At 67.7% G+C, this 13,927-nt stretch carries 11 protein-coding genes, 2 rRNA genes and 1 pseudogene (1 of these 14 cut by a window edge); 11 read left to right on the plus strand and 3 right to left on the minus strand.

The features are described from left to right. The 10 genes and pseudogenes from DDQ41_RS18155 to DDQ41_RS18205 form a co-directional block, all read left to right on the plus strand. A 23S ribosomal RNA gene (locus tag DDQ41_RS18155) occupies positions 1-2,985 on the plus strand; it begins 135 nt to the left of the window's first position. 104 nt (positions 2,986-3,089) lie between these two features. Then, a 5S ribosomal RNA gene (rrf, locus tag DDQ41_RS18160) occupies positions 3,090-3,206 on the plus strand. Positions 3,207-3,298: 92 nt separating this feature from the next. Next, positions 3,299-3,943 (plus strand): HAD family hydrolase, encoded by a 645-nt coding sequence (locus DDQ41_RS18165; RefSeq protein ID WP_109295427.1) that lies wholly within the window; start codon positions 3,299-3,301, stop codon positions 3,941-3,943. A gap of 43 nt (positions 3,944-3,986) precedes the next feature. Further along, positions 3,987-4,124 (plus strand): annotated as a pseudogene (locus DDQ41_RS33245) (MFS transporter); the annotation flags it as partial. Next, a complete protein-coding gene (locus DDQ41_RS18175; protein ID WP_109295428.1) occupies positions 4,078-5,253 on the plus strand; it encodes an acetoin utilization protein AcuC in 1,176 nt (391 codons plus the stop codon). The pseudogene DDQ41_RS33245 and the gene DDQ41_RS18175, both read left to right, overlap by 47 nt. A 195-nt stretch (positions 5,254-5,448) precedes the next feature. Continuing rightward, positions 5,449-6,264, plus strand: a complete 816-nt coding sequence (locus DDQ41_RS18185) for a phosphatase (RefSeq protein ID WP_109297809.1) — start codon at positions 5,449-5,451, stop codon at positions 6,262-6,264. A gap of 128 nt (positions 6,265-6,392) precedes the next feature. Next, positions 6,393-6,602, plus strand: a complete 210-nt coding sequence (locus DDQ41_RS18190) for a helix-turn-helix domain-containing protein (RefSeq protein ID WP_158687078.1) — start codon at positions 6,393-6,395, stop codon at positions 6,600-6,602. Positions 6,603-6,712: 110 nt separating this feature from the next. After that, positions 6,713-6,811 carry a 30S ribosomal protein bS22 gene (locus tag DDQ41_RS18195; RefSeq protein ID WP_003948845.1) on the plus strand — a complete coding sequence of 33 codons (99 nt, stop codon included), beginning with the start codon at positions 6,713-6,715 and terminating at the stop codon, positions 6,809-6,811. A 185-nt stretch (positions 6,812-6,996) separates the two neighbouring features. Further along, a complete protein-coding gene (locus DDQ41_RS18200) occupies positions 6,997-8,052 on the plus strand; it encodes an NAD-dependent epimerase/dehydratase family protein (protein ID WP_109295431.1) in 1,056 nt (351 codons plus the stop codon). 15 nt (positions 8,053-8,067) lie between these two features. Next, on the plus strand, positions 8,068-9,156 hold the full coding sequence (locus DDQ41_RS18205) for a lysophospholipid acyltransferase family protein (protein WP_109295432.1): 1,089 nt from the start codon (positions 8,068-8,070) through the stop codon (positions 9,154-9,156). Between the two features lie 126 nt (positions 9,157-9,282). Here the strand turns inward: DDQ41_RS18205 and DDQ41_RS18210 are convergent, their stop codons facing one another. The 3 genes from DDQ41_RS18210 to DDQ41_RS18220 form a co-directional block, all read right to left on the minus strand. Beyond that, positions 9,283-10,482, minus strand: coding sequence for a DUF5667 domain-containing protein (locus DDQ41_RS18210; RefSeq protein ID WP_109295433.1), 1,200 nt, complete (start codon positions 10,480-10,482; stop codon positions 9,283-9,285). A 341-nt stretch (positions 10,483-10,823) separates the two neighbouring features. Next, complete coding sequence (locus DDQ41_RS18215) at positions 10,824-11,660, minus strand: ECF subfamily RNA polymerase sigma factor, BldN family (protein ID WP_109295434.1); 837 nt, start codon at positions 11,658-11,660, stop codon at positions 10,824-10,826. 687 nt (positions 11,661-12,347) lie between these two features. Next, the gene (locus DDQ41_RS18220; RefSeq protein WP_109295435.1) at positions 12,348-13,295 is read right to left on the minus strand and encodes an HAD family hydrolase; all 948 of its coding nucleotides are present in this window, start codon (positions 13,293-13,295) and stop codon (positions 12,348-12,350) included. A gap of 127 nt (positions 13,296-13,422) precedes the next feature. On the opposite strand from DDQ41_RS18220, the gene DDQ41_RS18225 reads away from it, so the two are divergent. Further along, the gene (locus DDQ41_RS18225) at positions 13,423-13,698 is read left to right on the plus strand and encodes a glutaredoxin family protein (RefSeq protein ID WP_109295436.1); all 276 of its coding nucleotides are present in this window, start codon (positions 13,423-13,425) and stop codon (positions 13,696-13,698) included. Positions 13,699-13,927: the final 229 nt, after the last annotated feature.

Consider the following 13,927-nt stretch of genomic DNA (forward strand, 5'->3'; position numbering starts at 1 on the left):
TCGTCATGGGCTGTCACCCGCTGCTGAACACATAGGCAGTGTGGAGGGAACGAGGGGAAGTGAAACATCTCAGTACCCTCAGGAAGAGAAAACAACCGTGATTCCGGGAGTAGTGGCGAGCGAAACCGGATGAGGCTAAACCGTATGTGTGTGATACCCGGCAGGGGTTGCGCATGCGGGGTTGTGGGATTGCTTTTTCATTGTCTGCCGGCGATGAGGCGAGTGAGAAACCGTTGATGTAGGCGAAGGGCATGCGAAAGGCCCGGCGTAGAGGGTAAGACCCCCGTAGCTGAAACATTAGCGGCTCGTTTGAGTTATTCCCAAGTAGCACGGGGCCCGAGAAATCCCGTGTGAATCTGGCGGGACCACCCGCTAAGCCTAAATATTCCCTGGTGACCGATAGCGGATAGTACCGTGAGGGAATGGTGAAAAGTACCGCGGGAGCGGAGTGAAATAGTACCTGAAACCGTGTGCCTACAAGCCGTGGGAGCGTCGGACGTGTTTTGCACGTCTCGTGACTGCGTGCCTTTTGAAGAATGAGCCTGCGAGTTAGCGGTGTGTAGCGAGGTTAACCCGTGTGGGGGAGCCGTAGCGAAAGCGAGTCCGAAGAGGGCGTTTGAGTTGCACGCTCTAGACCCGAAGCGGAGTGATCTAGCCATGGGCAGGTTGAAGCGGAGGTAAGACTTCGTGGAGGACCGAACCCACCAGGGTTGAAAACCTGGGGGATGACCTGTGGTTAGGGGTGAAAGGCCAATCAAACTCCGTGATAGCTGGTTCTCCCCGAAATGCATTTAGGTGCAGCGTCGTGTGTTTCTTGCCGGAGGTAGAGCACTGGATAGGCGATGGGCCCTACCGGGTTACTGACCTTAGCCAAACTCCGAATGCCGGTAAGTGAGAGCGCGGCAGTGAGACTGTGGGGGATAAGCTCCATGGTCGAGAGGGAAACAGCCCAGAGCATCGACTAAGGCCCCTAAGCGTACGCTAAGTGGGAAAGGATGTGGAGTCGCAGAGACAACCAGGAGGTTGGCTTAGAAGCAGCCATCCTTGAAAGAGTGCGTAATAGCTCACTGGTCAAGTGATTCCGCGCCGACAATGTAGCGGGGCTCAAGCGTACCGCCGAAGTCGTGTCATTGCGATATGTGCCCCCAACGGGGATCGTGATGGGTAGGGGAGCGTCGTGTGCCGGGTGAAGCAGCCGTGGAAGCGAGTTGTGGACGGTTCACGAGTGAGAATGCAGGCATGAGTAGCGATACACACGTGGGAAACGTGTGCGCCGATTGACTAAGGGTTCCTGGGTCAAGCTGATCTGCCCAGGGTAAGTCGGGACCTAAGGCGAGGCCGACAGGCGTAGTCGATGGACAACCGGTTGATATTCCGGTACCCGCTTTGAAACGCCCAGTATCGAGCCCATTTATGCTAAGGCCGTGAAGCCGTCGGCTGAGTCTTCGGACGAGGTCGGAGTGGTGGAGCCGCTGACCCGAGGTGGTAGTAGGTAAGCGATGGGGTGACGCAGGAAGGTAGTCCAGCCCGGGCGGTGGTTGTCCCGGGGTAAGGGTGTAGCCCGAGAGATAGGTAAATCCGTCTCTCATGTGGGTGAGACCTGATGCCGAGCCGATTGTGGTGAAGTGGATGATCCTATGCTGTCGAGAAAAGCCTCTAGCGAGTTTCATGGCGGCCCGTACCCTAAACCGACTCAGGTGGTCAGGTAGAGAATACCGAGGCGTTCGGGTGAACTATGGTTAAGGAACTCGGCAAAATGCCCCCGTAACTTCGGGAGAAGGGGGGCCACGCCTGGTGATCCGATTTACTCGGTGAGCTGGGGGTGGCCGCAGAGACCAGCGAGAAGCGACTGTTTACTAAAAACACAGGTCCGTGCGAAGCCGTAAGGCGATGTATACGGACTGACGCCTGCCCGGTGCTGGAACGTTAAGGGGACCGGTTAGCTCCATTTCGGTGGGGCGAAGCTGAGAACTTAAGCGCCAGTAAACGGCGGTGGTAACTATAACCATCCTAAGGTAGCGAAATTCCTTGTCGGGTAAGTTCCGACCTGCACGAATGGCGTAACGACTTCTCGACTGTCTCAACCATAGGCCCGGTGAAATTGCACTACGAGTAAAGATGCTCGTTTCGCGCAGCAGGACGGAAAGACCCCGGGACCTTTACTACAGTTTGATATTGGTGTTCGGTTCGGCTTGTGTAGGATAGGTGGGAGACTGTGATGCTTGGACGCCAGTTCAGGTGGAGTCGTCGTTGAAATACCACTCTGGTCGTGCTGGATGTCTAACCTGGGTCCGTGATCCGGATCAGGGACAGTGTCTGATGGGTAGTTTAACTGGGGCGGTTGCCTCCTAAAGGGTAACGGAGGCGCCCAAAGGTTCCCTCAGCCTGGTTGGTAATCAGGTGTTGAGTGTAAGTGCACAAGGGAGCTTGACTGTGAGACCGACGGGTCGAGCAGGGACGAAAGTCGGGACTAGTGATCCGGCGGTGGCTTGTGGAAGCGCCGTCGCTCAACGGATAAAAGGTACCCCGGGGATAACAGGCTGATCTTCCCCAAGAGTCCATATCGACGGGATGGTTTGGCACCTCGATGTCGGCTCGTCGCATCCTGGGGCTGGAGTCGGTCCCAAGGGTTGGGCTGTTCGCCCATTAAAGCGGTACGCGAGCTGGGTTTAGAACGTCGTGAGACAGTTCGGTCCCTATCCGCTGTGCGCGTAGGAGTCTTGAGAAGGGCTGTCCCTAGTACGAGAGGACCGGGACGGACGAACCTCTGGTGTGCCAGTTGTCCTGCCAAGGGCATGGCTGGTTGGCTACGTTCGGGAGGGATAACCGCTGAAAGCATCTAAGCGGGAAGCCTGCTTCGAGATGAGGGCTCCCACCCACTTGATGGGGTAAGGCTCCCAGTAGACGACTGGGTTGATAGGCCGGATATGGAAGCCAGGTGACTGGTGGAGTTGACCGGTACTAATAGGCCGAGGGCTTGTCCTCAGTTGCTCGCGTCCACTGTGTTAGTTCTGAAGTAACGAACATGCCGAGACCGTATACCGCCGGTGGTGGGGTGCTGGTCGGCTGGTTCGATGTTTTCATAGAGTTTCGGTGGTCATAGCGTTAGGGAAACGCCCGGTTACATTTCGAACCCGGAAGCTAAGCCTTTCAGCGCCGATGGTACTGCAGGGGGGACCCTGTGGGAGAGTAGGACACTGCCGAACGATTGTTGAGGGGAAGCCCCGGGCCTTACGGCCCGGGGCTTTTCCGCGTTCACCGTCGCCCGGTCCTGTCCTCGTTTCCTAGGATCGAGGACATGCGCTACGACCTCGTGATCTTCGACAACGACGGTGTCCTCGTGGACAGCGAGCCCCTGTCCAACACCATCCTTGCCGCGTACCTCACCGAGTTGGGGCATCCCACCACCTACGCGGAATCCGTGCGCGACTACATGGGCGCCGCAGTGCACCGGGTGCACGACCTCGTCCTGGAACGTACGGGGAAGCGGCTCCCCGACGAATTCGACGAGACATTCCACGCCCGTGTGTTCGCCGCGTTCGAGCGTGAGCTGACACCCGTCGCAGGGGTCCTCGACATCCTGGGGAAGCTCACGGCGGACGGGGTGCCGTACTGCGTCGCGTCCTCCGGGAGCCATGAGCGCATCCGGGTCGGGCACCGGAAGACCGGACTCGGCGCATGGTTCCACGCGGAGAACGTCTTCAGCGCCCAGGACGTGGGCCGCGGCAAGCCGGCGCCGGACCTGTTCCTGTACGCCGCAGATCGGATGGACGCCGCCCCTGCGCGCTGCGCTGTGATCGAGGACAGTCCTCTCGGCGTCGCCGCCGCCCGTGCGGCGGGAATGGACGTGTACGGGTTCACCGCGATGACACCGGCCGCGACCCTCGCCGGAGCCAGCGGACTCTTCGACGACATGTCCGATCTGGCCGATCTGCTCGCCTGATCGACCTGCCCATCGGCAGGTGAGGGGAGGCGTGGAACCAACGGGAGCGATGCCCGTCCCGACGGTGCTGGTGCCTGTGACGTGGCGGTACGCGAGGTCGTTCGAGCCGGAGCCCGACCGGTACGGTGTCGGCCATGAGCGGCCGCGCACTGTTGATGTGGGACGAAGCGGTGACGGGGTACGACTTCGGCCCCGGTCATCCGATGGATCCCGTGCGGCTCGCGCTGACCATGGGGTTGGTGCGGGCCTACGGGCTGGACCGCGCCGTGGACGTGGTCGCGGGCAGGCCCGCGGGCGAGTCGACCCTGCGGCTGGTCCACCGCGAGGACTATGTGGCGGCGGTGCGCGCCGCGTCGGAGGATCCTCGGGCGGCGGACCGGTCGTACGGTCTGGGCACCCCGGACGACCCGGCCTTCGCGGGCATGCACGAGGTGTCGGCCGTGATCGCGGGCCAGTCCGTGGGAGCGGCCGAGGCGGTGTGGCGGGGCGAGGCACCCCACGCGGTGAACTTCGCGGGCGGGCTGCACCACGCGATGCCCGGTTCGGCCTCGGGCTTCTGCATCTACAACGACGCCTCGCTGGCCGTTGCGCGGCTGCTGGAGCTGGGCGCCGAGCGGGTCGCCTACCTGGACGTCGACGTGCATCACGGGGACGGTGTGCAGGCGGCGTTCTGGGACGACCCGAGAGTGCTGACGATCTCCCTGCACGAGCACCCCGGCACGCTCTTCCCGGGCACGGGGTGGCCGGAGGAGACGGGGGGCCCTGGGGAGGGCGAGGGCTCCGCGGTGAACGTGGCGCTGCCCGCGGGGACCGGGGACGAGGGCTGGCTGCGCGCGTTCCACGCCGTCGTGCCGGAGCTGCTGAGGGACTTCCGCCCGCAGGTCCTGGTGTCGCAGCACGGAGCCGACACGCACTTCGAGGACCCGTTGGCGCACCTGGCCGTGTCCCTGGACGCCCAGCGGCTGGCGCAGGAGGCCTGCCACTCGCTTGTGCACGAGTGCGTCGAGGACGGGCGATGGCTGGCACTCGGCGGGGGTGGTTACGCCGTCGTCGACGTGGTGCCGAGGTCCTGGACCCACCTCGTCGGGATCGCCGCCCATGCGCCGGTAGACCCGGAGTCGGTGATCCCGTCCTCCTGGCGGGACGAGGTGTACGCGCGGACACGGCAGTTGGGGCCGGGACGGATGACGGACGGGCGCACACCGGCATGGCGGTCCTGGGAGGACGGCTACGACCCGGCGGACCGGCTGGACCAGGCCGTCCTCGCGACGCGACGCGCGCTCTTCCCGCTGCGTGGCATGCTCCCGTAGCCGTAGCCGTAGCCGTAGCCGTAGCCGTAGCCGTAGCCGTAGCCGTAGCCGTAGCCGTAGCCGTGCCGCGGCCCGCCCGCTGACGGGAGGGCGCCCGCCATGTCCGGGGCGGTCCGCGGCCGTTACGCCGACGGTGGGGATTCGCCGGTGTTCCCGGGGCGCCGCACCGGGCGCTGCGGCAGCATCGTCGCTGTGTTGTTGAGCAGAGGGGCGCTGCGGGCGCATCTGTTGACGGCGGGACTCGCCGGCCCGGTGGCTACGTCCCGGCAGGACAGCCTGCGGAGCTACCGGCTGTTCGCGGCACGGGACCCGAGGGTCACGCTCGGGCTCGCTCCCCGGCGGGCCTGGGGCGAGCGGGACCTGATCGCGCTGATGGCGGACAGATGCGGGGTCTCCGGGGACCCGGAGCACGTTTCCGGTCAGGACGTCATCGACCCGGAGCGCACGCTGAACGGGCTCGACGCGTTCGCCGGACGGCTGGCGGCGGTCGCCGAACGCCGCGGGACCGTGCTCTTCGGGACCGGGCATCCGCACCGCCTGCTCGGTTTCTACGCCGCGTTGGCAGACGCCCTGTCGGCGGCGGGCTGTCTTGTTCTCACACCCGCGCAGGGCCGATGTGTCGACATAACGACCCGGTTCGGCGTACGCACGTACACCATCGACTACGTACGGGGAGTCGCGATGGTGCGATCGCCCGGAGTGCGGGCCGCGGGCCGCGGGGCCGGCGTGCACACCCATTCACCCCTCCCGGTGCGGGCCGCGCTGGAGGGTGCGGCGGAGTCCGGCACCCCCCTGCCCGAGCTGGTGGTCGGGGACCACGGCTGGGTCTGCGGTGCAGGTCAGCTCGGTTTTGAGGTCATCGGCCTGGCGGACACGGACGATCCGGCGCTGTTCGTCGGGGAGGCCGAGGGGCGCGTGTCCGTCGCCGTCCCGCTGGATGACGCCGTGCGGTCCGCCTACTACCGGCCGCTTACTCGCTATGTACTCAATCGAGCGTGTCTGTCACGGTAAACGACCGATGGCTGCTCCTCTTCCCCACTCGCACCACCCGCCCCTACTCTGGGGAGTGAGCGCACCGCGACGAAGAGTCACCGGAGGGGAAGCCGGTGGGCGTCGTGTGCGGAAGGTACAGGTGGGTCATGGCTGCTGGCGAAAGGCCTCTCAACGAGGTCAAGTTCCTGACCGTGGCGGAAGTCGCCTCGGTGATGCGCGTGTCGAAGATGACCGTGTACCGCTTGGTGCACAGCGGTCATCTGCCGGCGATCCGGGTGGGCAGGTCCTTCCGGGTTCCGGAGCAAGCGGTTCACGAGTACCTCCGGGAATCCTTCGTGGGGGTCGAGTCGGCCTGAGATGCCCCTCGGATTACAAGCTCGGAGCTCGGGCCGGTAGGCTGGGCCGACGTAGGTCGTGTGGGCCCAGACGCCCCGCACCGAGTGAAGAGAAGTGAGCGAGGGTAGTCGTGGGCTCTGTTATCAAGAAGCGGCGCAAGCGGATGGCCAAGAAGAAGCACCGCAAGCTGCTCAAGCGCACGCGTGTCCAGCGTCGCAACAAGAAGTAAGCGACAGCTGTCGCGAACGCCGTGGCCCCTTTCACCCGCGAGGTGGATGGGGCCACGGTGCTTTTCCGGCCGGTGGTGTCGTGCGTTGGGACCAAAGAGCCGGGTAGCAGGCCCTGCGGTCAACACGGCGCAACGTCAACCCGCTACGGTGACGGATAGCCAGGACCGAACGGAAGGCGCTGATCTTGGGCAGGGTCGTGCTTGTCACCGGTGTGGCCCGGCAGCTCGGGGGCCGCTTCGTACGCCGTATCCAGCGCGATCCCGGAGTGGAACGGGTGGTGGGCGTCGACGCGGTGAACCCCGGGCATGGCCTCGGCGGAGCCGACTTCGTACGGGCCGACATCCGGCAGCCGGCCATAGCGCGGGTACTGGCCGAGCACGACGTGGACACCGTGGTGCACCTGGACGTCACGGGCACCCCACTCGGGTCGGGGGGGCGTACCGCCGTCAAGGAGACCAACGTCATCGGCACCATGCAACTGCTCGGTGCCTGCCAGAAGTCGCCGACCGTCCGGAGGCTGGTGGTCAAGTCCAGTACGAGCGTCTACGGCTCCGCCTCGCGGGACCCGGCCGTCTTCACCGAGACCACGCCCCCCAAGTCACTGCCGAGCGGCGGCTTCGCCAAGGACGCCGTGGAGGTCGAGGGCTATGTGCGGGGCTTCGCGCGCCGCAGGCCGGATGTGGCTGTGTGCGTGCTGCGGTTCGCCAACATCCTCGGGCCGGGCGCCGACTCCCCCCTCGCGGACTACTTCTCGCTGCCCGTCATGCCGACCGTGCTGGGCTATGACCCCCGGCTGCAGTTCGTCCACGAGGACGACGTCGTCGATGTGCTGCGGATCGCCTGCCACGAGCCCCGCCGCGGCACGCTGAACAGCGGCACGTTCAACATCGCGGGCGACGGAGTGCTGCTGCTGTCGCAGTGCTCGCGCAGACTCGGCCGGCCCACGGTGCCGGTGCTGCTGCCCGCGGTGACCTGGGTCGGTTCGGCCCTGCGCACGGTCGGTGTCACCGACTTCTCCCCGGAGCAGATCCGGCTCCTCACGCACGGCCGGGTGGTCAGCACCGTGCAGATGCGCGAGACACTGGGCTTCGACCCCGCCTACACGACCGCGGAGACCTTCTGGGACTTCGCGCGGAGCCGCGGGCCGGGCCTGCTGCCGCCGGAGACCCTGGCGAGGGCGGTCGACAAGGTCGCCGCGCTGTCGTCGGACGGCGGTGCCACCCCACCGAGCGCCGGATAAGGAGCGCGAGCAACGATGGCGGACGCCAAGGTCATTCCGTTCGACGACGACCGGTCGCGCAACGGTGCGCCGCAGCGCTCGGTGCGGCGCCGCGCCGGTTCGGGCCGGCGGAGATCCGCGGCCGAGTCGGCGCGTGAGATCACGGTCGGCTCCGTGCCGGGACAGCTGGGCGGGGACCGGGCGGTGCAGAAGCAGGCAGCGGCCCGCGGGGGCGCGGGCGCGGACGGGGAGCCGCCGCGCGGCCCGGGACCGGGCCGTACGGCCACCGGCTGGGACCGGCGCATCGCCGGTGGGCTGGCGTTTCTGCGCCGCCGGCTCACCGGTGACTACGACGTCGACGAGTTCGGCTACGACAGGGAACTCACCGACCAGGTGCTGATGTCGCTGCTGCGGCCGTTGTACGCCAACTACTTCCGGGTCGAGGTGAAGGGCATCGGCAACATCCCCGCCGAGGGCGGGGCGCTGGTCGTCGCCAACCACTCCGGGACGCTGCCCCTGGACGGCCTGATGATGCAGGTGGCCGTCCACGACAACCACCCGGCCGGCCGGCATCTGCGGCTGCTCGCCGCGGACCTGGTCTTCGTGCTGCCGGTGATAAACGAACTGGCGCGCAAGGCCGGGCACACGCTGGCGTGCACGGAGGACGCGGAACGGCTGCTGCGGCGGGGTGAGGTCGTCGGGGTGATGCCGGAGGGCTTCAAGGGTGTCGGGAAGCCGTTCAGCGACCGCTACAGGCTCCAGCGCTTCGGACGGGGCGGTTTCGTCTCGACGGCTCTGCGGGCGGGTGTGCCGATCGTGCCGTGCTCGATCGTCGGGGCCGAGGAGATCTACCCGATGATCGGCAACGCGAAGACGCTTGCGCGGCTGCTGGGATTCCCGTACTTCCCGATCACGCCTACGTTCCCCTGGCTCGGGCCGCTGGGAGCGGTACCGCTGCCGACGAAGTGGACCATTCAGTTCGGGGAGCCGATTCCGACGGACGGCTATCCGCCGGAGGCGGCCGAGGATCCGATGCTGATGTTCAACCTCACCGACCAGGTGCGGGAACAGATCCAGCACACGCTCTACAAACTGCTGGTGCAGCGGCGGTCGGTCTTCTTCTGATCGCTTTCCGCTGACTCTGCTCGGCGGTGACCGCGAACGGTCCCGCACCGGAGGGCGGGGCCGGATACGCGTGGAAGCGTATCCGGCCCCGCCCTTGCGACTCTCACCGGCCCAGCCTGCCGCGGGCTACGGCGTGTCCTCGCCGTCGAGGCCCAGGCCCGGCAGGAGCCCCGGCAGAAGCGGCGGGATCGTCACGTCGGGCACGGGCGCGGCCGGGTCCGGGGGCTTGGCGGACGGTGACGGGGAGGCGCTGTTCTGCGGTGGGTTGAGCAGTCCGCCCGTGTTGCCCCCGATGAGCTGCTCCTCGTCCACGGTGCCCGATCCGGACGGCTGGGGCCGGTTGTCCCCTTCCGGTCCGGCGGCGGACGGCGAGGAGGGCGCGGAGGGATGTGTCTCCGAGGAGCTCGGGGAGTCCCGCGGGGGTGATCCGGGCTTGCTCGACCCGAGCCGCTCCGTCTCGGGAGGAGGCGGTAGCAGCGACCGCAGCGGGCCGACCTCCTGGTCTATGGCGTCGAAGACCGAGCTGACCTGGTCGCGGACGTCCGTGAGCTGTGCGGGCAGCCTGTCCCGCAGCCCGTTCCACACGTCGCGGTGGCTGTTCGAGAAGGAGGACAGGGTGGCGATGGGGGCGAGCGAGCCGTCCCGCTCGTACGCCTGGTGCAGCAGCCGGTGGCCCTCGGAGGCGTCGTGCCGCATGCCGCTGAGCGTGTGCCTGATCTCCTTCATCGACTCGGTGTCCAGCTCGCCCGCGCGGCCGCGCTCCATGAGGCGGCGTGCCTCGTTCAGCCGGGTGGACGCCTGGTCGAGGTAGAGCCCGCCGCGGTCCGCGTCGTCGTCGGCCATGCCGAGCTTCAGGTCCTCCATGCCTCGCTTCAGCCCGTAGAGGGAGTCACCGGGGAGGGCGTCGGAGCTGGCGGCCGCCACGCCGCCGAAGGCGCCCGCGGCGACTCCCACGGTGAGTCCGCCGGCCGCGAGGCCCTTGGACCACCGGGAGCGCGGACGGAGTTTCCGCAGTGGGGAGGACCGATGGGCGCCGCGGCGGGAACTCCGCTGCTCCGGAACGGTGGGACCGCGGGCCGCGGAGCCCTCCGCGAGCATGGCTTCCATGGCAGCCACGAGCCGGGCCCGCTGCACCACCTTGACATCGGGATCCAACTCCGGCTTCGGCAGCTCGCCGAGGCCGTTCGCCAGTGCCAGCAGCTGTCCCTGCTCGGCCCGCTGGGCCGAACTCTCGGGCAGCTCGGCCGCCGCGCCCCGGAGCGCCTGAGTCTCCAGGGCCTGGGCGAAGGCGTTCGCCCGCCGGTGCGCCGAAACGTTCGCGATCACTGGCGGCACCTCCTCTCGTCATGACGGTCGACTCCCCGGGGGGTCCGTAAGGTTGCACGCCTTGAGCACATCCACACGAAGGAGTGAGTGGCTGCGCGCACGATGTGACCGCAGGGAGCCTGCATTGCGCACAACGAGCGGCTCGGCAGTTGGGTTACGCGCGAAGGATGATCGGACCAGTGCGTCATCGAGTGCTCACGGATGGTGAGTTGGGGGTGGATGGGCAGGGGACGGGCGCGTGGGGGCGGAGTGGTGCGGGTGGGGCTTTGACGGCGTGGACGGGAGGAACGGGAGGGGCGGGGAGCGGGACAGGGAGCGGGGCGGACGATGTTCAGTGGGTGTCAGCGGGCGTCGTCGGGCAGCAGCCGTGCCAGGGTGCGCACGGCCCGGTACTGAAGGGTTTTGATCGCGCCCTCGTTCTTCCCCATCACGCGGGCGGTCTCGGCGACCGAGAGGCCCTGGAGGAAGCGGAGGGTGACGCACTCCTGCTGCTGCGGGTTGAGCTTGCGGACCGCCTCGAGCAGCGCGGCGTTCGAGAGCGACTCGAGTACCGAATCCTCGGGGCTGCGCTCCACCTCGTTGGCGTCGAGCATCTCGCCGGTGGTCACTTCCAGCCGGAACCGGCTCGACTTGAAGTGGTCGGCGACCAGGTTCCGGGCGATCGTGACCAGCCAGGCGCCGAAGTCGCGGCCCTGCCAGGTGAACGTCGAGATGCGGCGCAGCGCCCGGAGGAAGGTCTCGCTGGTGAGGTCCTCCGCGGTGGCCTTGCCGCCGACGCGGTAGTAGATGTAGCGGTAGACCGTGTCGCTGTACTGGTCGTAGAGCCGGCCGAAGGCCTCGGCCTCGCCGTCCTGCGCGCGTTCGACCAGTTCCATCATCCGAGCGCTGTCGCTGTCGGCACTCGGCCGGCGGGTGGTGGTCGAGGTGGCTGCGTGCCGGCCGCCTCGTCTGCCCGCCTCCCGGTCGCCCGGCCGTCCGCCGGCCACGCCGCTGCGGGCCGGTGCCTTCTCGATGCGGTCGGCCAGGGCGTAGCAGGGACCGGCATGACCGAGGACGGCCGGGCTCGCGGCGAAGGCGGGGACGGCGTACGCGGTGGGGACGAAGCCGCGCATGTGGGCGAGGACCACCGCGCGGAGCGTAGCCAGGCCCGAGGCGTCAACCCCGACGTGTGGGTACACGGGACTCCCAGAGGCAGAGCTTCCATCACGTGCTGTGCGGGACCTGTCACTCGTCGTGGCGACGCGTGGGGGTCCATGTGCGTCTGAGGAGAATAACGCTTCGTACAGGCAGTGCTACACCCAGTTGCTCAAATCATCGAATCCGTCGCTTCTGTTACGGCAACAGTGCATGTTCGGTCGCAGTTTGTGATCGCTTGTTGATCAGACTTCTTCGCCAACTGCCGGGAGGCGTGATGGGTTGTGTTCGTCTGGGTGCGCTGCGACCGGCGGGCCGCGTGGCGGGTAGGGCCCCCGGAATGCCCGGTACCTGAATACTCGGTACCTGAATACCCGGCGCCGCAATACCCGGCGCCGCAATACCCGGTGCCGGAATGCCGGACGCGGATGCCCTTCGCCCGATGGGCGGGGTGCCCGATCCGCGATGCCCGATCCGCGATGCCGTACGGCGCTCGCCGGGCCCCGTCGCAGGGCGAGGCGCCCGCGGGTGTGCTCCCGCCGCCGGGCCGGAGGCCGGCACCGGGACCGGCCGGGCTCCGAGGCGATGCCGGCCGTGCGGTGTGGCGGCCGGGTCCACCTGCGGCGGGTCCGGCCGGCGGCTCGGCGTGTGCGTGCCGGGGCGGCCGGGCCCGGGCGCGGGGCCCCTTCGGACACGCGCGGGCGGTGCCGCCCGGTGCCCGTGGCGTGCCGTCAGCGGCGGCGCCGGTGCAGGGCCACGGCCGCCGCCGTACCGCCCGCGAGGGCGCCGACCCCGGCGGCGGCCGGGATGCCGACCTTCGCCGCCTTGCGGCCCGTGCGGTAGTCGCGCAGCCGCCAGTCCCGTTCCCGGGCGTGCTTGCGTAGTTTGGTGTCCGGGTTGATGGCGTACGGGTGTCCCACCAGGGAGAGCATCGGGATGTCGTTGTGCGAGTCGCTGTAGGCCGCGCAGCGCGACAGGTCCAGTTCCTCCGCGCTCGCGAGGGCCCGTACCGCCTCGGCCTTGGCCGGGCCGTGCAGCGGCTCGCCCACGAGCTTGCCGGTGTAGACGCCGTCGACGGACTCGGCGACCGTGCCGAGCGCGCCGGTCAGCCCGAGCCGGCGGGCGATGATCGTGGCCGTCTCCACCGGCGCGGCGGTGACCAGCCACACCTTCTGGCCCGCGTCGAGATGGGCCTGGGCGAGGGCGCGGGTGCCGGGCCAGATGCGGTCCGCCATGTACTCGTCGTAGATCTCCTCGCCGATCGACATCAGCTCGGAGACCCGGTGGCCCTTGACGATGGACAGCGCCGACTCGCGCACGTCCTGCATGTGCTCGGGGTCCTCGACGCCCGCGATCCGGAACCACGTCTGCTGCCAGGCGAACCTCGCCAGCTCCCGGCGCTGGAAGAACTTGCGCTTGTACAGGCCGCGGCCGAAGTGGAAGATCGCGGCGCCCTGCATGACGGTGTTGTCCAGGTCGAAGAAGGCGGCGGCGCCGACGTCCCCGGCCACGGGGAAGACGGGCTCGGCCGGTGCGGTGTCCGCGCCGGTCCGGGCCCGGGCGTCCGTCTCGAACTGCTGTGACGTCTTGCGTGCTGCCTCGGCTGCGGCCTCGCCGGCGAGAACGCTCCGGGCGGTCGAGGAGCGCCTACGGGGAGTGAGCCATCCCAGTGCGGCCATGTCGTGAGCATAGCCAGTCCGCTCGCCGGTTCCCGACTCACCGGTATGCCGGGTGCGTGAACTCTCGGCGGCCTGATCGCCGAAGGGGCCGTCCGGGCGGGTCCCGCGCGGGCGGACAATAGGGGGCATGACCCCTCTGCTGCCGCGTAGCGAGAAGAAGGCCGGTGACCGCGTGGTGACCCTGATCGGAAAGCCCGGGTGCCATCTCTGCGACGATGCGCGGTCCGTGGTCGAGCGGGTGTGCGCCGAGACCGGGGCGTCCTTCGAGGAGAAGGACATCTCCCGGGACGAGGAGCTGTACCGGGCCTACTGGGAGCAGATCCCCGTGGTGCTGGTGGACGGGGAGCAGCACACGTTCTGGCGGGTGGACGCCGCCCGGCTCCGCCGCGAACTGGGGGCGTGACCGAAAGACGGCTACCATCGTGGGCGTTTTGCTGGGGTCTCGGGGGCGTGGCCGTGAGGAGTGTGACCGCTTTGCCCCCTTTGGGTTCTTGGCGAGAGCCGATCGTCCCGGGTTCCGGAATGGCTCGTTCGGATTGCGTGACCCCGGTCACTTTGCACGGACAAAGCGGACACCATCTTTGTGCACGTGTTCACAAAGACATAGCCTGCTTTCGACGGGGCGGTCCTGG

Origin of the sequence: Streptomyces spongiicola, from assembly GCF_003122365.1 — a bacterium.
Lineage (GTDB): Bacteria > Actinomycetota > Actinomycetes > Streptomycetales > Streptomycetaceae > Streptomyces > Streptomyces spongiicola.

Excerpts from the sequence above, each read along its gene's own strand:
- DDQ41_RS18165 (WP_109295427.1), top strand. The coding sequence starts at position 3,299 with ATGCGCTACGACCTCGTGATCTTCGACAACGACGGTGTCCTCGTGGAC.
- DDQ41_RS18175 (WP_109295428.1), top strand. The coding sequence starts at position 4,078 with ATGAGCGGCCGCGCACTGTTGATGTGGGACGAAGCGGTGACGGGGTAC.
- DDQ41_RS18190 (WP_158687078.1), top strand. The coding sequence starts at position 6,393 with ATGGCTGCTGGCGAAAGGCCTCTCAACGAGGTCAAGTTCCTGACCGTG.
- DDQ41_RS18205 (WP_109295432.1), top strand. The coding sequence starts at position 8,068 with ATGGCGGACGCCAAGGTCATTCCGTTCGACGACGACCGGTCGCGCAAC.
- DDQ41_RS18220 (WP_109295435.1), bottom strand. The coding sequence starts at position 13,295 with ATGGCCGCACTGGGATGGCTCACTCCCCGTAGGCGCTCCTCGACCGCC.
- DDQ41_RS18225 (WP_109295436.1), top strand. The coding sequence starts at position 13,423 with ATGACCCCTCTGCTGCCGCGTAGCGAGAAGAAGGCCGGTGACCGCGTG.